At 31.0% G+C, this 17,982-nt stretch carries 19 protein-coding genes; 14 read left to right on the top strand and 5 right to left on the bottom strand.

The window, feature by feature from the left end:
* Positions 1-21: 21 nt before the first annotated feature.
* The 3 genes from Q4Q34_RS05535 to Q4Q34_RS05525 all read left to right on the top strand — a co-directional run bounded on the left by Q4Q34_RS05535 (position 22) and on the right by Q4Q34_RS05525 (position 2,796).
* The gene (locus tag Q4Q34_RS05535; protein ID WP_303318914.1) at positions 22-1,326 is read left to right on the top strand and encodes a gliding motility-associated protein GldE; all 1,305 of its coding nucleotides are present in this window, start codon (positions 22-24) and stop codon (positions 1,324-1,326) included.
* Between the two features lie 39 nt (positions 1,327-1,365).
* On the top strand, positions 1,366-1,971 hold the full coding sequence (gene gldD, locus Q4Q34_RS05530; RefSeq protein WP_456298859.1) for a gliding motility lipoprotein GldD: 606 nt from the start codon (positions 1,366-1,368) through the stop codon (positions 1,969-1,971).
* A 120-nt stretch (positions 1,972-2,091) separates the two neighbouring features.
* Positions 2,092-2,796: a hypothetical protein gene (locus Q4Q34_RS05525; protein WP_303318912.1), complete on the top strand. Its 705-nt coding sequence runs from the start codon at positions 2,092-2,094 to the stop codon at positions 2,794-2,796.
* A gap of 297 nt (positions 2,797-3,093) precedes the next feature.
* Here Q4Q34_RS05525 and Q4Q34_RS05520 read toward each other — a convergent pair whose 3' ends face one another.
* Positions 3,094-3,591 (bottom strand): heavy-metal-associated domain-containing protein, encoded by a 498-nt coding sequence (locus tag Q4Q34_RS05520; protein WP_303318911.1) that lies wholly within the window; start codon positions 3,589-3,591, stop codon positions 3,094-3,096.
* 93 nt (positions 3,592-3,684) lie between these two features.
* Between Q4Q34_RS05520 and Q4Q34_RS05515 the strand changes: the two genes are divergently transcribed.
* The 4 genes from Q4Q34_RS05515 to rpmA all read left to right on the top strand — a co-directional run bounded on the left by Q4Q34_RS05515 (position 3,685) and on the right by rpmA (position 6,145).
* A complete protein-coding gene (locus tag Q4Q34_RS05515; RefSeq protein WP_303318910.1) occupies positions 3,685-4,572 on the top strand; it encodes a DMT family transporter in 888 nt (295 codons plus the stop codon).
* Between the two features lie 100 nt (positions 4,573-4,672).
* Complete coding sequence (locus Q4Q34_RS05510) at positions 4,673-5,128, top strand: DUF4199 family protein (protein ID WP_303318909.1); 456 nt, start codon at positions 4,673-4,675, stop codon at positions 5,126-5,128.
* 170 nt (positions 5,129-5,298) lie between these two features.
* On the top strand, positions 5,299-5,859 hold the full coding sequence (gene rplU, locus Q4Q34_RS05505) for a 50S ribosomal protein L21 (protein WP_303318908.1): 561 nt from the start codon (positions 5,299-5,301) through the stop codon (positions 5,857-5,859).
* A gap of 25 nt (positions 5,860-5,884) precedes the next feature.
* The gene (rpmA, locus tag Q4Q34_RS05500) at positions 5,885-6,145 is read left to right on the top strand and encodes a 50S ribosomal protein L27 (protein ID WP_274182989.1); all 261 of its coding nucleotides are present in this window, start codon (positions 5,885-5,887) and stop codon (positions 6,143-6,145) included.
* Between the two features lie 135 nt (positions 6,146-6,280).
* Here rpmA and Q4Q34_RS05495 read toward each other — a convergent pair whose 3' ends face one another.
* A complete protein-coding gene (locus Q4Q34_RS05495) occupies positions 6,281-6,754 on the bottom strand; it encodes a DUF1569 domain-containing protein (RefSeq protein ID WP_303318907.1) in 474 nt (157 codons plus the stop codon).
* Between the two features lie 92 nt (positions 6,755-6,846).
* On the opposite strand from Q4Q34_RS05495, the gene Q4Q34_RS05490 reads away from it, so the two are divergent.
* The 3 genes from Q4Q34_RS05490 (at position 6,847) to Q4Q34_RS05480 (ending at position 9,533) form a co-directional block, all read left to right on the top strand.
* Positions 6,847-7,119, top strand: coding sequence for a hypothetical protein (locus Q4Q34_RS05490; RefSeq protein ID WP_303318906.1), 273 nt, complete (start codon positions 6,847-6,849; stop codon positions 7,117-7,119).
* 58 nt (positions 7,120-7,177) lie between these two features.
* On the top strand, positions 7,178-7,945 hold the full coding sequence (locus tag Q4Q34_RS05485; RefSeq protein ID WP_303318905.1) for a hypothetical protein: 768 nt from the start codon (positions 7,178-7,180) through the stop codon (positions 7,943-7,945).
* Positions 7,946-8,699: 754 nt separating this feature from the next.
* Entirely contained in the window at positions 8,700-9,533 is an 834-nt protein-coding gene (locus Q4Q34_RS05480; protein ID WP_303318904.1) for a type IV pili methyl-accepting chemotaxis transducer N-terminal domain-containing protein, read from the top strand.
* Between the two features lie 423 nt (positions 9,534-9,956).
* On the opposite strand, the gene Q4Q34_RS05475 is transcribed toward Q4Q34_RS05480, so the two are convergent.
* Positions 9,957-12,335 (bottom strand): TonB-dependent receptor, encoded by a 2,379-nt coding sequence (locus Q4Q34_RS05475; protein ID WP_303318903.1) that lies wholly within the window; start codon positions 12,333-12,335, stop codon positions 9,957-9,959.
* Between the two features lie 258 nt (positions 12,336-12,593).
* On the opposite strand from Q4Q34_RS05475, the gene Q4Q34_RS05470 reads away from it, so the two are divergent.
* Positions 12,594-13,682, top strand: coding sequence for a sensor histidine kinase (locus Q4Q34_RS05470; protein ID WP_303318902.1), 1,089 nt, complete (start codon positions 12,594-12,596; stop codon positions 13,680-13,682).
* A gap of 1 nt (position 13,683) precedes the next feature.
* On the top strand, positions 13,684-14,439 hold the full coding sequence (locus Q4Q34_RS05465; protein WP_303318901.1) for a LytR/AlgR family response regulator transcription factor: 756 nt from the start codon (positions 13,684-13,686) through the stop codon (positions 14,437-14,439).
* A 60-nt stretch (positions 14,440-14,499) separates the two neighbouring features.
* On the opposite strand, the gene Q4Q34_RS05460 is transcribed toward Q4Q34_RS05465, so the two are convergent.
* Positions 14,500-14,976, bottom strand: coding sequence for a very short patch repair endonuclease (locus Q4Q34_RS05460; protein ID WP_303318900.1), 477 nt, complete (start codon positions 14,974-14,976; stop codon positions 14,500-14,502).
* A 144-nt stretch (positions 14,977-15,120) separates the two neighbouring features.
* Positions 15,121-16,437, bottom strand: a complete 1,317-nt coding sequence (gene ahcY, locus Q4Q34_RS05455; RefSeq protein ID WP_303318899.1) for an adenosylhomocysteinase — start codon at positions 16,435-16,437, stop codon at positions 15,121-15,123.
* Positions 16,438-16,572: 135 nt separating this feature from the next.
* Between ahcY and Q4Q34_RS05450 the strand changes: the two genes are divergently transcribed.
* Positions 16,573-17,199 (top strand): 4'-phosphopantetheinyl transferase family protein, encoded by a 627-nt coding sequence (locus tag Q4Q34_RS05450; RefSeq protein ID WP_303318898.1) that lies wholly within the window; start codon positions 16,573-16,575, stop codon positions 17,197-17,199.
* Complete coding sequence (locus Q4Q34_RS05445; RefSeq protein WP_303318897.1) at positions 17,200-17,961, top strand: phosphoglycerol geranylgeranyltransferase; 762 nt, start codon at positions 17,200-17,202, stop codon at positions 17,959-17,961.
* Positions 17,962-17,982: the final 21 nt, after the last annotated feature.

Raw genomic sequence — 17,982 nt, 5'->3', positions numbered from 1 at the left:
GTTAAACCAAAAAGATAGTATTTGGATCCTGATCCCTCGAGTTTTAAACCTTTATTCATTACAATTGATTTTTCAGTTGTCACTGGTTTTGTATTACTGTTTTTACTTTTAGTTTGCTCTGCGCTTATTTCTGGAGCAGAAGTAGCTTTATTTTCCCTTAATAGAAAAGATATCGATGACGGTTTAGAAGAGAACTCTAAACGCATTCAAATTATATCAAAATTATTAAAACGTCCTAAAAAATTATTGGCTACTATACTAGTAGCCAATAATTTCATAAATATTGGTATTGTTATTTTGTTTGCCTTCTTAGGGGATTTTATGTTTAGTAATATTACTAATCCACTAATTAAATTTACAGTAGAGGTTATTGTAATTACATTTTTAATTTTATTATTTGGTGAAATTTTACCTAAAATTTATGCGAGTAGAAATAATTTAAAGTTTGCTTCTTTTATGGCGTACCCGTTACGAATTTTAGATGCTATTTTATCACCAATAAGTTTACCAATGCGAGGAGTAACCTTGGCGATTCATAATAAACTAGGAAAGCAAAAATCTAATTTAAGTGTAGATCAACTTTCGCAAGCTTTAGAATTAACAAGTGAAGAAGATACAACTAAAGAAGAGCACAAGATTTTACAAGGTATTGTATCCTTTGGTAATACAGATACAAAACAGGTTATGCGTCCTCGAATTGATATTTTTGCATTAAATATAGAGCAAAAGTATGCTGAGATAATTCCCGAAATAATTTCAAATGGTTATTCCAGAATCCCAGTTTATGAGGATAACGTAGACACTATAAAAGGTATTCTTTATGTCAAGGATTTATTGCCTTATATAGATAGAAAACAGTTTGATTGGGCTAGCTTAATACGAGAACCTTTCTTTGTTCCAGAAAATAAGAAATTAGATGATTTAATGGCTGAATTCCAGGAGAAAAAAGTCCATCTGGCAGTTGTGGTAGATGAATATGGAGGTACATCGGGTTTGATTTCTTTAGAAGATATTATTGAAGAAATTGTAGGAGATATAAGTGATGAGTTTGATGATGAAGACTTGATGTATTCTAAGCTGGATGATAATAATTTTGTTTTCGAGGGAAAGACGGCTTTAAAAGATTTCTATAAAATCATTAAGGCTGAAGATGATACTATTTTTGAAGATAATAAAGGAGAAGCAGAAACCATTGCTGGTTTTGTACTGGAAATTTCTGGAAGCTTTCCGAAATTAAATAGCAAAATAAATTTTAAAAATTACGTTTTCACAATAGAAGCTTTGGATAAAAAGAGAATTAAACTTGTGAAATTCACAATAACTTGATTTTTTATCAAAGGATTACTACTGGAAACTGAACATGATATGATTTTAAAGCCGACTTTCAATTTTTTATTAAAAACATCCTTAATATTGGGATTTTTTATGTTAGCGTCTTGTGGTGGAGATTATGTACCCAAACCAAAGGGATATTTAAGATTAGACTACCCCAGAGCAAAATATATAGAAGCTAAAGTAGATGTGCCTTTTTCGTTTGAAACAAATACATTGGCGACCAAGATTAATTCAGTAAGTGTTGAAGCTGCAACAAAAAGCTATGGATTAAATTTGGAATACCCAACCTTAAAAGGAACCATTTTTTTAACCTATAAGGCTATTGAAAATGATGAAAAAAACTTAGCAAGTTATTTAAGGGATGCCAGAAAATTTACAGAAAAACATATGGCGAAAGCAGATGAAATTCCTGAGTATCCATATATTAACGAAGAAAACAAAGTCTATGGAAGCTTTGTTGAAGTTAAAGGGAATGTAGCATCTCCTGCTCAGTTTTATGTAACCGATAGCGTTAATCACTTTTTAACAGGTTCCTTGTATTTTTATGCAAGGCCTAATTACGATTCTATTTTGCCTGCTGCCAATTACTTGCAAAAAGATATTAGGCATCTTATGGAAACTATCCAGTGGAAATAGGACGTATTTCATCTAAAATTTTAGATATTTTATTCAGTCATATATAAAAAGCATTATCTTTCGCACAAGACTGTTGCGAATTCTCTACCCTCGGAGTTTTGTAGAAATAAGATTATCTAATTGAAGATACTTAAAAATGAAATACGAGAGCTTGTTAGACAAAAAGTCTTAGTGAGCATTTTTTTTATCGGTATTATTTTCTTGGATGCTCTCGGGGCTATTCTTCCTAAATATTTAGATAGACAGATAACATTGTTTATTCCGCTTCCTTTAATTTGTATTATACATATTATAAATGCAAATAAAATAAATAAATGGTTTTTGCTTTCTTTAGTATTTAATGTTGTAGGTCTTTATCACTTTAATCACCCATATAAGGCGTATAATGCTTTAGGTATAATTTTACATGCCATCGCTTTTCTTATTTACTTCCTTATTTTATTCAAGCATTACCAAGTAGTGAATATAAAAAGGGTTTTAAAGTTTTCTTTTTTAATTGTAATACTTGCGGCTGTGCCTACTTTAATCTATTCTGAAGGGATGAACGAAATGCGTCTTTTTTATGAAACTTTATTGTATGCTTTTTTTGTTACAATATTTGTGTTTAGTGCTTCTTTGCTATATTCAAATAACAAAACTAAAGCAAATCGATTTTTATTATTCTCGACAATTTCTATCCTTATTAGCTCTTATTTACAAGGTTATAATTTATTTATGGAAAAAACCAGTTTACTAGAGTTCCTTGCTATTATACTTTTTAACCTTACACATTATTTTATGTGTTGGTATTTAATAGAGAAGTCAAGAAAAGTAAATGATGTTTAGGTCTTTTTTAGTGTAATATTCTATTTGGTAAGCAAATACGCGATTTGTTTAAAAGAAACCATAATACCTCTAACTAACAATTTTCTTGCAAAGATAGAGCTTACATCACAATATAAAAATAACGTTAAAAACTTATCTGGTTTGGTATTGAATATAACAGAGCAGTTTCTTTTTTATTTAGGGAAGTGTCATCCAGAGCGTAGCGAAGAATCTATTAAAATCTTCAGTCTTGAGATCCTTCGCTACGCTCTGAATGACAAAATATACTAATTTTTAGATAGTCTCTTTAATCAAGTGTTACGCCTTTTTAGCACAACAAGCTTTAGTGCAATCTGCTGCACACGCTTTTTTCTCAGCATCCGTTTTGTTTGCACAACAGGCTTTACTACAATCTGCTGCACATGCTTTTTTAGTTGAGAAGCCTTCAACCGTTTTCATGTCGCTAACTTTGTAAATATCTGCAACCTTAGTAACCGTTTCTTCAAGAGAAGTAGGTGTTACTTTAGCGTTGTTATATTCTACCATTGCCAATTTTCTGTCAAAATCTACAGTTGCAGATTTTACACCTTCCATTTTAGCAATGTTTTTCTCAATGGTTTTTGCACATCCAATAGCACAAGTCATACCATCAATAGTAAATTCTGCTTTTGCGTAAGTAGCATTAGGATCTAATTCTTTAGTAGCAGTCTCAGTCGCAACTTCTATAGTTTTAACTTCTGGCTTAGTTTCATTTTTGCAGCTTATAGTAATTAATACTACCATTGCAATTGCTATAATATTTTTTAATATGTTCATTATTTATAAGTATTAAGTTGTTTACAAAACTAATAAATAAAGCTGTTTATTGCATTAAAAAGTAGAATTTTGTGATTTCTAAAACCGCTCTAAATGAACAACATTAAATCAAAATGGGTTTATCTTTTTGTACTTTCTGTAATATGGGGAAGCTCGTTTATTTTAATTAAAAAATCGTTGTTGGGATTAACGCCTTATCAATTAGGAGCTTTACGAATTATCATTACAGGACTTTTTCTTTTTGCAATGGGTTTTAAAACTATTAAAACCATTAAAACATCTGATTGGAAATGGATTATAATCTCTGGTCTTTTAGGGTCTTTAATACCCGCTTTTTTCTTTGCTATAGCAGAAACCGAAATTGATAGTGCTGTAGTTTCTATTTTAAATTCATTAGTACCTCTAAATACTATTTTACTAGGCTTCGCTGTTTTTAAAATAGCATCTACAAAGCGACAAATATTAGGGGTTATAATAGGTTTTATAGGAACAGCAATATTAATTCTGAAAGGCGCACATTTAAATCCTAATCAAAATTATTTCTATGCAATTTTCGTGATTTTATCAACCCTTATGTATGCAGCAAACGTTAATATTATTAAGAAATATTTACAACATGTTAAACCATTAACAATAGCAACTGGTAATTTTGTAGCTATCATAATTCCAGCAATGATTATTTTAGTGTTTACAGACTTCTTTTCGACACAAACATTTGAAAACCCAGAATTTAAAATGGCAATGGTTTATATTACGATTCTATCGCTTTTTGGTACGGCAATGGCAAAAATATTATTTAATAAGCTCGTACATATGTCAACGCCAGTATTTGCTTCTTCTGTAACCTTTGTTATGCCAATTGTGGCTTTAATGTGGGGTTTTTTAGATGGAGAAGTATTTAGCATGCTTCAGGGAGTTGCTAGTGTTATTATCTTATTAGGAGTGTATTTATCACACAAAAAACAGTCAAAACAGGGCTAATTCGCTTAAAAACATATAGTTTTAATTAAAAAAGTAGCTTCAAAATTATTTTTATACATAAATTTTTACGAAATTTAAGTACATGTAAACCAGCAAGAAGATGAAAAAAATATCGCTCTCCATTCGATTTGGGTTTTTTACAAGTGCTTTACTAATCTCTTATTTTTTAATTTTAGCATTATTTAATAAACACATTAATCCTGTATTTAGTTTTTTTAATGCGGTTATTACTGCCTTTGGAATATGTGAAGCCGTACGTTTAAAAAAACTTGAAAACCCAGAAACTTTTACTTACGATGAAGGTTTTAAAACAGGCGTTGTTACAGGTTTTACTGCAACGTTAATGTTTACAGCTTTTTTTCTGTTTTACGCTACAGAAATTAACGCTGCCTTTTTATCAGAATTACTTCAAACAATTAAAGGTGATTTTAATGTAGATATTGGTATGGTGACCTTTATAGTCGCTGTTATGGGGTTAGCAACAACAGTGGTAGCGACACTTACCGTTATGCAGTTTTTTAAAAAGACCAGAAATATTCCTCAAAACCACCTTTAAATTAATAACAGTTAATGCCTTAATACGTAAGAAGCCGCCGCAGGCAATTCTTTATTCGAAGAGACAGAAATAAAAAACGTTCAAAATAGATAAAACGTTTGCAGTTTAATTAATTAGCAGTATATTTGCACTCATTTTTTGAACAAATTAATAAATAAAAACGTTACGCTATGTACGCAATTGTAGAGATAGCAGGGCATCAATTTAAAGTTGAAAAAGACCAAAAAGTTTTTGTTAACCGTTTACAAACAGAAGAAGGTAAGAAAGTTTCTTTCGATAACGTACTTCTAGTAGCAGATGGTGACAAAGTAACTGTAGGCGCCCCAGCTATAGACGGAGCTCAAGTAGGAGCCAAAGTCTTAAAGCACCTTAAAGGTGATAAAGTTATAGTTTTTAAGAAGAAAAGACGTAAAGGATACCGTGTTAAAAATGGTCACCGTCAATCTTTAACAGAAATTGTAATAGAAAGCATTGCTGCTTCGGGAGCTAAAAAAGCTGCCAAAGCTGAAAAAGTAGAAGCTAAAAAAGCTGCTCCAGCAAAAGCAACTAAAAAAGCAGAACCAAAAGCTGAAACTGCTGCACCAAAGGCAAAACCAGCTGCTAAAAAAGTAGAAGCTACTCAAGATTTAAGTAAACTTACAGTTGCTGAATTAAAAGAGATGGCAAAAGCTAAAGGAGTTGAGGGCATTTCTTCAATGAAGAAAGCCGATTTAATTGCTGCTTTAAGTTAATTTTAAAAACTAAAATCGAAATAAAATGGCACATAAAAAAGGAGTCGGAAGTTCGAAAAACGGTAGAGAATCAGAATCGAAACGCTTAGGTGTGAAGATATTTGGTGGTCAGGCTGCAATAGCAGGAAACATTATCGTTAGACAAAGAGGTAACACACATCACCCAGGTGAAAATGTTTACTCTTCAAAAGATCATACATTACATGCCAGAGTTGATGGTGTTGTAAAATTCACAAAGAAAAAAGATAACAAATCTTATGTTTCTATTGAGCCTTTTGAGGCTTAAGAAATAAATTTCTTTGAAAACATTAAAACCCTTTCTGGAAACAGTAAGGGTTTTTTAATTATATAAACTTGAACAAAGTCATTAATTAAAAATTTACTTATAAGTAAATTAAAAACGTTTATTTATCAGTCAGAGCTATTTGTTTAAAATATCATTAACTATTTTTAAGTGATGCTTAGTATGCATTTCTAAGAAACGAAGCGTTTTGGTTTTTGATAAGGTTCCAAATATAAAATGTTTAAAATGAACATTTTTATCAAGAAACTCTATATTATTTATATGTTTCTTCGCTTCATTGAGTTGTGTATGTAAATCAGCCGTTAAGATGACATTTGGGGGCTTAACAACTTTTGGTGCTTTTGCGCTCCCTCTTGGGATGTAACATAATGCAAATAAAATGCTTCTTTTGGCATTAAAATCTTTTTTATGATCATGTGGATTAGATAGTTCTAAGTATTTATAAACTCTGTTTATTACCTTTAAAGTATGGTCTAATTGCCACCCCACATTAACTTTAGAAACTATTAGGTTGGTTTTGTCTTTAAATGGAATATTTTCCTCTATTTGAGATAAAAGATTGTTTAAGACGGCTATTTTTTTATTGTGCATTGTTAAATATAATTATAAAAAATAAGAATAAATGCTTAACTTAGGGTGTTGCATTTGCAATCTGTAAATTGTCTTACTTAAAATTATATGCTATGCTACCTTTTAGATCAGAAATTAGAAACTCCCCAAGTCAGCAAACTATCAAGATTTTTTTAACTGATAAATCTTTAGATGGCAAGATTAAAAAACACTTGGAACATTTTAAAGAGATAGAATCTATAGAAATTAGAGAAAGTATCGGGCAAAATCGAGCAGACGAAAATATTACTGTTTTTTTAAAGGATGATGTAGATATTAATAGAATGAAAACATCTATTGATTCTAGTTTGTGGTGGTATTTTGAAAAAGATGTGGTTGATGAGTGATCACTAAATAATTAACCTCTGATACATACAAGATATTTTGTTTTTTCGTTTGAATGAAATGAAAGAAATCATTTTTCTTCTTTTAATATACTCAGGTTTTAGTTTTTCTCAAAGTGACTCAAAATTAAAAACCATTCATGTTTATGTAGCCTTGTGCGACAATATAAACCAAGGAATCGTTCCAGTTCCGAAAACATTGGGCAATGGCCAAGACCCCAAAAATAACTTGTATTGGGGTGCTATGTATGGTGTAAAAAGTTATTTTAAAAGGAGTAAAGATTGGACACTTATTTCTATAAAAGATAATGATGGTAGTTTTGTTTTAGAGCGGTTGCTTTTTAAACACAAAACATCAAATACGTATTTGTTAGCTGATGCTTACGATGGAAAATATATAAAAAATACGATTATAGATTTTTTAGAAGCCACGGCTGGTAGAAAAGAAATTGTAGTTTTAAATGGAACTCAAGAATTGGAATTTGGCGGAAGTTCTAACTTATTAGCTTATGTAGGACACGATGGGTTGATGGAGTTTGATGTAAAAGGAAACTTTGAACCCTTAAATAAAAAGAAGCGGGATGCTATTATTCTGGCTTGTATAAGTAAAGATTATTTTAAGACGTATTTACAATTAACTAAAGCGAACCCTTTAGTATGGTCTACTGGGTTAATGTCTCCAGAAGCATATTCCTTAAAATGGGCTATCGATGGGTGGATTTTAAATGAAAGCGATAAGAAAATTAGGGAACGTGCGTCCCAGGCATATTGCCATTATCAAAAGTGTGGTATTAAAGCTGCTAGAAATTTGTTGGTTACGGGATATTGAGCCACCCAATATCTAAATATACCATGACATCATTGATGCAGGTTTTTAAGTTGTTTATTATTTACTCGGTACCGAACACCTTCTTTCCTAAGTGCTTTGCAGAAGCGCATTTCGGGCTTGATATTTTTACCACGAGTTTAGAGTGTTTTTTTGTAGTATAGAATCCAGACTTCTCACTAAACCTAATGGCTTTTATTTTTTTTATACCATTTCTTGTTTGGAATTACTGTAAAATAAAATAATGATTTTTTGTCTTATACAAAATATAAAAATAAAGCATAGCCTAAGTTACGGTTTCTTTTTCTATTGAAGTAGAAGGTGAAAAAGGGTGTTTTATTACGGTTATTTCAAATGAGAATTGGTATTATAATAGTAAGACATAATTACTTCCAGAAATATAAATAAAATGAGCCAATCAAAAACAAATATTTTTAGCTACTATTAAGTTTAAGCCTATAACCAAAAATATTAGAAATCGTTGATTAAGTGTTAATACATAGTTTTATATTAAAGAAAATATAGGTTTAAGTCACTTTTACGTATTTGAGGGTTTTAGTATTCATAAATTAACTTCTTGATAAATAAGACATATCAAAATATGCTGAAATTAGCAATATCACATTATTCATACATAAAAATAATAGCTCTGTCTAAGTTTTCTGCTATCGTAAAGGTGAAGGTTTTGTTTTGTGTAAGAAAAATAAGTAGGTTTACTTAGTTTTAACCCAAATACTTAATTTTAAATCTTTAAAACATGAAAGCTAAAATCAAGACCACGCTAATTTCTATTATGTTATTAACAATGCATGCTGTAACAGCACAAACTCAAAATTTCGGCTCTATTAATTATAATAAAGCCATTAATATTTCAGGAAAACAAAGGATGTTATCCCAAAAAATGTCAAAGGCATATTTACTAATGTCTAAAGGTGTTAACAATGAAAAAATAAAAAAAGAGCTTAATTCGAGTAAGTTTATTTTTGAAAGGCAATTGGATATTTTGAACCAAAATGCTAAAAGCTCATCTACTAAATTATATTTAAAAAAAGTGTATCGTCTTTGGAGTGAATTTAGAAACATTATAGATGAAACAGCTAGCATAAAAAACTCCCAGCGTATCATGACATTGAATACAGAGCTATTAAATGCGTGTCACCAAGTAGTACAGAGTATAGAGATGAGTTCTAACTACAATAATAAATTTTTTGAAAATAATGATCAAGAACTCATTAAAACGATTAATATATCTGGAAAGCAAAGAATGTTATCACAAAGGCTCTGCTTATACTTTACCGCGATAAAAATATTTCCAAAAAACAAAGTAGAATATCAAGCTGTGCTCGATGAAGTTTTTGATGAGTTTTCCGATGTGATAAGCTACTTATTGATAAGTACTTATAATACAACAGAAACAGAAGAAGAAATAGGTGTTGTGATGGCAACTTGGGAGCAATATCAAGCAAGCAAACGAAAGTTTTTAGAAGCAGATTTTGAGCTAACAGATGTTTATAGCGTGACAAATTCCCTAACAAAAAGTTTTAACAAAATAACTGGTTTGTATGAGTTGATAGCAGAAAGTCAAAAGTAATTTAGCATTTATCAAAAATGTAGTTACCCAAAAGACTCCTGACAAAAACCTATTCTTGTCAGGAGTTTTCCTTTTATAAATTCCAATGTATGTAATTATGATGATAAAGTGCTTATTGAGTTGGCAGAGACATCACCTTGTTTTGCATCTAATCTTTATGTGTTTGCAGAAATAACAACCAATAAAAAACTAGTAAAGCATTGGATTTTCAATGATACATTAACAGTGCTCAATAATTAATTATTATGGTATACAAGTATTTTTTTAGCTCTTTTGGTTTCCTTTCTTCGTTTCGATATCTTGACTGCTCTAAATTCATAAATACTCAACCTAAAATAAAGAAATTACAGAATAAAAAAACCAGACAAGAAGCAAGTCCCTGTCTGGAATAAAAAAAAATAAAAGCTATTAATCACTCTTAAATTAAAATTGGAAACGATAACCTACATCAGGAAAGAACCCTATTTGGTCTACCCGATCTATGTTATTTGTTAAACGGTTATAACGGCGTTCAAAAATATTTTTCCTATTGGTTAAGTTTTGTAGATCTACAAAGAATTGATGCGATAGCTTTTTTCTTTTGCTATTTATTTTAAAACCAACTTTGAAATCCCAACGCATGTAATTGTCATGCTGTTTGGAGAAAGCCTGGTCTTCTAAAAGAACTTCAAAACCTTCTAGACGAGAAGCTTCTAAATCTGCAGGTGTATAATAACGTCCACCAGAAACTGTAAATCGAGTATCAAAAAACAAAACGTTTTTTTGTGCTTTGCCAACGGTAATTTCTTTACCTGCCAATAGATTTGTAACATAGCCATTGTTGAATGGTGAATTTCTTTCTATACCATCACTACCTTTGTATTTACTTTCAAAAAAAGACGATGTTAATAACCCATAAAACCCATTGCTAAAAAACTTCTCTACGGTTAACTCAACACCTTGATTATGGCCTTTCCCTTCATTTTTAAGAGAAAAGACGCTGTTATTAAAATCAAAATCGGCACCTTCAGTCAATGAAGAATAGCTTGACGGAAAAGGTTCTACAGCTGCTTTAGTAATATTTTGGTAGTAAACTTCTGCTTTAGCTCTCCAACTTTTTGCTAGTTTAACATCGTAACCTAGTACATAATGATCACTTCTTGTAAATTTTAAATTTTTATTAGTTTGTACTAACTCGCCGTTAACATCTTCGTTTAAAAATAGAATTGGTAATGGTATATTTTGATGATGCATACCATAACCTAAGCTTAAGCTATGTTTAGGGGCTATTTTATAGTTTAATGCAGCTCTTGGCTCTATTACAAATTGACTATTTAAAGAGCTATATTGAGAATGCAGTCCAGCATTTAAAGTAAGTTTTTTAGACAGCCTAAAACGCCCTTGGACATAAGGTTGAAATAAATTTAAACTTTCATTTGTATTTCTAAATGTAAATAAGTCAGGATCACCGTCGTTGTTTAAATCGGGTTGTTCATCTCTATCTTGTAGGTAAGATTTAAGCTTAATATTTTCGAAAAGAACCCCTGTCCTCAATGTTATCTTGCTATTAAGTTTAGAATTGAATAAGGACGAAATTGTAATACGGTTTTGTTTATTGTCAGATTCTGTATACTTAATAATACGCTCATTAGGTGTATTTTTCTCTATAAACCGATCTTCTGTATAATTATTACCAGAACCAGATATGGATGCTACTGTTTTTAAATAGCTTTTTTTACCAATAGTAATGCGGTGATTAAAACCAAAAACGTTAAAATTAGATTTAACAAACGAGTTTTCATCTTCAGCGGCAAACAGATCGTCTTTTTCAATGTCATCACCATAAAAATCAATGTCCGAATTTCCAATAATTCCAAATAGTGATAAATTACCATAAGTTCCAGTTCCTAAATCAATATTATAGGAAATATCACTGTAGTTTGGTGTTGCAGATGTACCACCTCCGCCTACTAGACCAATTAAAGAATATCTTCCTGCAACTAAAAAAGAACCTTGCTTATTGCCTAATGGACCTTCTGCCATAGCTTCAAATCCTGTAAAAACCCCTACTTGAGTCGTAAATTCGTAATCGTCTGTATTTCCCTTTCTAAATCCTAAATCGAAAACACCTCCTAAAGCGTTGCCATATTCTGCAGGGAATGCAGAAGTTATAAAATCGGAATTTTTAAGCATGTTAGGATTTAATGCAGAAACTGGGCTTCCCGTAGCACCCAATGAGGAAAAATGATTGGGATTAGGTATGGGAACACCTTCTAATCGCCATAATAATCCTGATGGCGAATTACCACGCACCACAATATCGTTTCTACTATCATCAGGTGCAGAAACACCGGCAAAATTTGATGCTAATCGACCAACATCGCTTCTTCCTCCAGAAAAACGATTAACTTCTTCCATACTAAACTGGCGAGCAGAAATTGACGCGAGCTTATTAACTGCCCTATCTTTATTCGTTTCAGTAGTTAGAATTACAGCATCTAAAGCTCCAAACGCTTCCGCTAAGCTTGCATTTACAGCAACATCTTTACCAGAAGTTACATCCAAATTAGGAAGTGTTAAAGGTTCGTAACCCACATAACTAATACGTATAGCTTGTCTGCCTAGAGGTACATTCTTTAGAGTAAAATAGCCATTTTCATTAGTAATAACTCCTATGGATTTATCCTGATTTAACAATTCTACTGTAGCTCCCGGAAGTGGAATTTCAGATTGTTTGTCTATGACTAAACCTTTAATGATTCCTGTTTGTCCTTGTAAAGAACATGTTAAGCATAGAATGAATAATTTTAATATAGTCTTCATTTGTGTTTAATTTATTTCTGTCAAATTTGAAACAGAAAACACATAATGGAAAGCCATTATTCTTAAATTGCCCTATTATAGTTTGAATCGTGTAATTTTTCGTTTGAATTATGATTAACGGATTTTTTAAAGTGTTTTTCAACTTAAATAAAAATGAAACAGTTTAAGCGTCAAATTGACAATTCATATAAAAACAGATTCTTTATTCGTGAAGTACGCTGTATATTTGAATTTGGAGATTGTTAGAATGCGGTATAAATGATTAAGATTACACATATAAAAAAAATAGGTTATAGATTTCTTGTTGTCAATATTGTTTTTTTATTGATTAAGCTTACTGTTAACCATGAAGAAAATAGGCTTAATGGGGAAGACCCGATTAACGAACCTATTTTTTATTACGTATCTGCTGTTATACTGTTTCTGTTAACTTGGCAAGTAAACGATTGGTTGATTAAAAGGAATAGTAAAAAGAATATATTAAAACCTAATATAGGTTTTTCTAATAGTTTAAAAATTTTAATAGAAACATTAGCAATAGTATTAACTCTTACGGCATTAATATATTATTTAGCCATTTTTGAATTCAATTATATGTGTAAAATAGATTCAGAAAATCCATGGTTGCAATTTCGGATAGACTTTTTTAGAGCGGCATTACTGCTTTTTTCGCTTAGCGTATGTAACCTGTTTTATTATATGACAAAGCGAACAAAAGAAATTGAAAATTCGATGCATCGGTTAAAACAAGAGGTCATGACATCGAAATATAACTCATTAAAAAATCAAATTAGTCCACATTTTTTATTTAATAGTTTAAATATTTTAACCTCGTTAATGTATCAGGATCGTGATTTGGCATCCGACTTTGTAACTCGACTAGCGTCCTGTTACCGTTATATTTTAGATAATAAAGAAGAGGATTTGGTATCTTTAGAAAAGGAGATGAACTTTTTAGATTCATTTATTTTTATGATGAATGTAAGGCATAAAGAATCTTTATATATAACAACGCATATTTCTGTTAATCCAAAAGATTTTTTAATACCAACATTGTCATTACAAATGCTGGTTGAGAATGCTTTAAAACATAATTATTTTTCCAAAGAAAAGCCTTTAGAAATAAGTATTTTTTTTATTAATAACAAAAGTTTAGTTGTGCAAAATACATTGCGAAAAAGAAAAGAAGAGCCATCTACTAAATTGGGAATTAGTAATATTAAAAAACGCTATGCTTTTTATACAAATGAGCCTGTGACTATTGAAGAAGAAAATAATATTTATAAGATTGCAATTCCTTTATTACAAAAAACCATAAAACAATTTAATATATCTCTAGATTCTTAATATGAAGGCTTTAATTATAGAAGACGAAAATATAGCATCAAAACGACTAGCGAATCTTGTGAAAGAACTAGCTCCTGATGTTGAGATTTTAGAGCGTATAAGTTCTGTTGAAGAGGGTACTACATGGTTTAAAAATAATGTCCTTCCAGATTTAATATTTTTAGATATACAGTTAAATGATGGTTATGGCTTTGATATTATTGATGGATTAAAAGAGCATCCACCAATAATTTTTACAACAGCTTATAACGAATATGCCATAAGAGGTTTTAAATATAATGGATTAGACTATTTATTAAAACCGATTGATAAGAGGGATTTAGAAACTGCTTTAAATAAATTTAGAAAAACAAAATTAGTTCCTGAAAAAGAGAATGAGAAAAAGTATGAACAGTTAAAAAGTCTTTTTTCTAAAGCGTATAAGCGACGTTTTATGGTGAAAATCGGAAATCAGTTTAATAGTTTTAATGTAGAGGATATCGCTTATTTTAAATCCCATGGCGGATTGATTTACTTGCGAAATACTAATGGAAAAAAATATCCTATTGAATATTCTTTAGATCAATTAGAAGATATTTTAGATCCTATTCAGTTTTTTAGAATAAACCGAAAATATATGGTATCTGTTAATGCTGTAAACGAAATTCATAGCTATTTTAATAGCAGGTTATTATTGAAGTTGCAGCCTTGCGAAGAAGAACAAATAATAGTATCTAGAGAACGAACCAGTAATTTTAAAAAGTGGTTGGACTGTTAATTTTAGATGACTCTAATAGGTTGACTTAATTAGTTATAAGCAAAGCGAGAACTTTATTTTTTAACTAATTTTGAACCTTTCGATATCTAAATATACCATAACATCGTTAATACAAGTTTTTAGATTGGTTTTTATTTCGTTTGCCCAAAATCGAAATATGGTATAACCCATATTTTCTAATTGTTGATTGACTTCTTTGTCTCGTTGTATATTCCTTTCGATCTTAGGTATCCAGAAATCACGATTTGTCTTTAGCTTTTTCTTACGTTCATACCAGTTATAACCATGCCAATATTCGCCATCGATAAAAATAGCAAGCTTATATTTTTTTATACTTACATCCGGCCGGCCTGGAAGTTGTTTACTATCCACTCTGTATCGAACACCTTTTTTCCAAAGCGCTTTACGAAAACGCATTTCTGGCTTGGTATTTTTACCACGAATTTTGCTCATCATTTTAGAGCGTTTCTTTGTGGTATAAAAACCAGATGCTTCATCGAATCTGGGGACTTTTATTTTTTTGTATTCGTAGGACATAATGACTTCTAAAATATAAATAATTATGAGTCAATAAAAAACCAAACCTTAAGTTGTGTTTGTTCATAATAAAAAACCCTCACATTTCTGTAAGGGTTTTAAATATCTTGGTGTGGCAATCAAAAATAAAGAGCGCCAATAACCTTAGTATCTATAATGCTCTGGCTTATATGGTCCTTCAACCGTTACACCAATGTATTCAGCTTGATCGTTTCTAAGCTCTGTTAACTCAACACCTATTTTTGCTAAGTGTAATTTGGCTACTTTTTCATCTAATGCTTTTGGTAACATATACACTTCATTTTTGTAAGCATCTGCATTATTCCAAAGCTCTATCTGTGCTAAAGTTTGGTTGGTAAACGAGTTACTCATCACAAAACTAGGGTGTCCCGTAGCACAACCTAAGTTTACTAAACGACCTTCAGCAAGAATAATAATATCATTACCGTTTACAGTATATTTATCTACTTGAGGTTTGATCGTGTTTTTAGTATGACCGTGATTTTCATTTAACCAAGCCATATCAATTTCATTATCAAAATGTCCAATGTTACAAACAATTGCTTTGTCTTTTAAAGCTTCGAAATGACGTGCCTGAACAATGTCTTTATTTCCCGTAGTCGTAATCACAATATCAGTATTACCAATAACAGTTTCTAGTTTTTTAACTTCAAAACCATCCATAGCAGCTTGTAAAGCACAAATAGGATCTATTTCTGTAACAGTTACAATGCTTCCAGCACCTTTAAAAGAAGCGGCTGTTCCTTTACCAACATCACCATAACCACATACAGTGACACGTTTTCCTGCTAACATGATATCTGTTGCACGACGAATAGCGTCAACAGCACTTTCTTTACATCCATATTTGTTATCGAATTTCGATTTTGTAACCGAATCATTCACATTAATAGCAGGCATAGGTAATGTACCATTCTTTACACGCTCGTAAAGTCTATGAACACCTGTAGTAGTCTCTTCAGATAAACCGTTAATTCCAGCTGCTAATTCTGGGTATTTATCTAAAACCATATTAGTTAAATCACCACCATCATCAAGTATCATATTAAGTGGTTTTCTATCTTCACCAAAGAAAAGTGTTTGCTCTATGCACCAGTCAAATTCCTCTTCTGTCATGTCTTTCCATGCATAAACAGCTGTACCGGCAGCAGCAATTGCAGCAGCAGCTTGATCTTGCGTTGAGAATATATTACAAGAACTCCAAGTAACTTCAGCCCCTAAAGCTTGCAAAGTTTCAATTAAAACTGCTGTTTGGATGGTCATATGTAAACAACCAGCGATTCTAGCTCCCTTAAGAGGTTGCGAATTTTTGTATTCTTCACGTAAACTCATAAGCCCAGGCATTTCTGCTTCAGCTAATTCTATTTCTTTTCGCCCCCAATCAGCAAGTGAAATATCTTTTACTTTACTGGCTACATAAGGAATTGTTTTTGTACTCATATTAATTTTTCTTTTTATTTTTTTAAGACCAAACAAGATTGCGATTAGCACTTAAATAGTTAAATTCGCTTATCAAAAATTACAATCCTATTTATTAGGAGATGCAAAGATAACCAATAACTTTAAGAAAAGTAAATGCCTCTTTATAAAAGCATAAATCCAAATTCGCAAACTACCGTTAAAATCTGGAAGATTGATGAGTCCTATGATGACTTGATGCAATCCATACAACTAAAACCTGAAAGTTTAAAACGTGTTTTAGGTATGAAAAGTGAACTACATCGACGTGGGTTTTTAAGTGTTCGTTGTTTATTGGCAGAGTTTGGGTATCAGGATTCAGATTTGTTTTATGATGAACATGGAAAACCACATTTAAAAGATGGAAAACAAATCTCTATTACGCATTCCTTTAATTTTTCTGCAGTAATTATTAGTGACTTAATTATTGGGATAGATATTGAAAAACAACGTGATAAAATTACCATTATAGCTCATAAGTTTATTGATTACGAAAGTGATTATTTAAATGAAGATGATAAGCACTATGTAGAGAAACTAACAGCCATTTGGTGTATAAAAGAATCACTGTACAAACTATTTGCTACTCCTGGATTAAGTTTTAAAGAACATTGCTTAGTGATTCCGTTTTCTAATAATGATAACCAAACAATAGCCTGGATTGATTATAAAACAAAAAAACGGCGTTACAGCATTCATTTTTTTACGTTTGAGGGGTTTACCTGTGCTTATGCCATTTTTTAGATGAAGCATATTTACAATGACATATTAGCATCGATTTCTAAAGGAGAAAAACTACTAGCCGTTTTAATAGATCCAGATAAAATAAAGTTTGAAAAAGTATCAAGTTTTATTGAAAAAGTAAATACATCCATTGCAACTCATATTTTTGTTGGAGGGAGTACTGTCAATGAAAATATTACAGATACATTAGTTGAAGAAATAAAGAGGTATACAAAAACCCCTATTGTTTTATTTCCTGGAGGGATCACTCAAATCACTGGTAAAGCAGATGCTATTTTATTTCTTTCTTTAATTTCAGGAAGAAATCCCGAGTATTTAATAGGTAAACATATTAGGTCTATTTCGAAATTAAATGAAACAAATCTTGATGTCATTTCAACAGGCTATATTCTCATTGAAGGTGGAAAAGAAACTGCAGTTGAAAGAGTGACAGAAACAGCCCCGTTATCAAGAACTAATATTCAACATATTGTTGATACAGCAAAAGCAGGTGAATTGCTTGGAATGAAACTAATTTATCTAGAGGCTGGAAGTGGGGCAAAATTTCCGGTTTCAAAAGAAATTATGTTAAATGTAAAGAAAGCTATAAATATTCCGTTAATTGTTGGAGGCGGTATTAGAAGTAAAAAACAATTAGAAAATGCTTATAATTTTGGAGCCGATTTAGTGGTGATTGGCACAGCTTTTGAAGAAGATGAATCTTTTTTTGATGAATTAAAAGCCCCATCGTCCGTTGGACATTTCCCCAAAAAGGGAAAATAAAATGAGGATATAACAATTATA

Source organism: Flavivirga abyssicola (genome assembly GCF_030540775.2).
GTDB classification, from domain to species: domain Bacteria; phylum Bacteroidota; class Bacteroidia; order Flavobacteriales; family Flavobacteriaceae; genus Flavivirga; species Flavivirga abyssicola.
This window is presented reverse-complemented; position numbering and strand designations above follow the sequence as displayed.

Coding starts and splice junctions, on each gene's coding strand:
- gldD (WP_456298859.1), top strand. CDS start 1,366: ATGATTTTAAAGCCGACTTTCAATTTTTTATTAAAAACATCCTTAATA.
- Q4Q34_RS05460 (WP_303318900.1), bottom strand. CDS start 14,976: ATGTCCTACGAATACAAAAAAATAAAAGTCCCCAGATTCGATGAAGCA.
- Q4Q34_RS05475 (WP_303318903.1), bottom strand. CDS start 12,335: ATGAAGACTATATTAAAATTATTCATTCTATGCTTAACATGTTCTTTA.
- Q4Q34_RS05495 (WP_303318907.1), bottom strand. CDS start 6,754: ATGCACAATAAAAAAATAGCCGTCTTAAACAATCTTTTATCTCAAATA.
- Q4Q34_RS05445 (WP_303318897.1), top strand. CDS start 17,200: ATGAAGCATATTTACAATGACATATTAGCATCGATTTCTAAAGGAGAA.
- Q4Q34_RS05490 (WP_303318906.1), top strand. CDS start 6,847: ATGCTACCTTTTAGATCAGAAATTAGAAACTCCCCAAGTCAGCAAACT.
- Q4Q34_RS05520 (WP_303318911.1), bottom strand. CDS start 3,591: ATGAACATATTAAAAAATATTATAGCAATTGCAATGGTAGTATTAATT.
- rpmA (WP_274182989.1), top strand. CDS start 5,885: ATGGCACATAAAAAAGGAGTCGGAAGTTCGAAAAACGGTAGAGAATCA.
- Q4Q34_RS05510 (WP_303318909.1), top strand. CDS start 4,673: ATGAAAAAAATATCGCTCTCCATTCGATTTGGGTTTTTTACAAGTGCT.
- Q4Q34_RS05485 (WP_303318905.1), top strand. CDS start 7,178: ATGAAAGAAATCATTTTTCTTCTTTTAATATACTCAGGTTTTAGTTTT.
- ahcY (WP_303318899.1), bottom strand. CDS start 16,437: ATGAGTACAAAAACAATTCCTTATGTAGCCAGTAAAGTAAAAGATATT.
- Q4Q34_RS05515 (WP_303318910.1), top strand. CDS start 3,685: ATGAACAACATTAAATCAAAATGGGTTTATCTTTTTGTACTTTCTGTA.
- Q4Q34_RS05470 (WP_303318902.1), top strand. CDS start 12,594: ATGATTAAGATTACACATATAAAAAAAATAGGTTATAGATTTCTTGTT.
- Q4Q34_RS05450 (WP_303318898.1), top strand. CDS start 16,573: ATGCCTCTTTATAAAAGCATAAATCCAAATTCGCAAACTACCGTTAAA.
- rplU (WP_303318908.1), top strand. CDS start 5,299: ATGTACGCAATTGTAGAGATAGCAGGGCATCAATTTAAAGTTGAAAAA.
- Q4Q34_RS05480 (WP_303318904.1), top strand. CDS start 8,700: ATGAAAGCTAAAATCAAGACCACGCTAATTTCTATTATGTTATTAACA.
- Q4Q34_RS05465 (WP_303318901.1), top strand. CDS start 13,684: ATGAAGGCTTTAATTATAGAAGACGAAAATATAGCATCAAAACGACTA.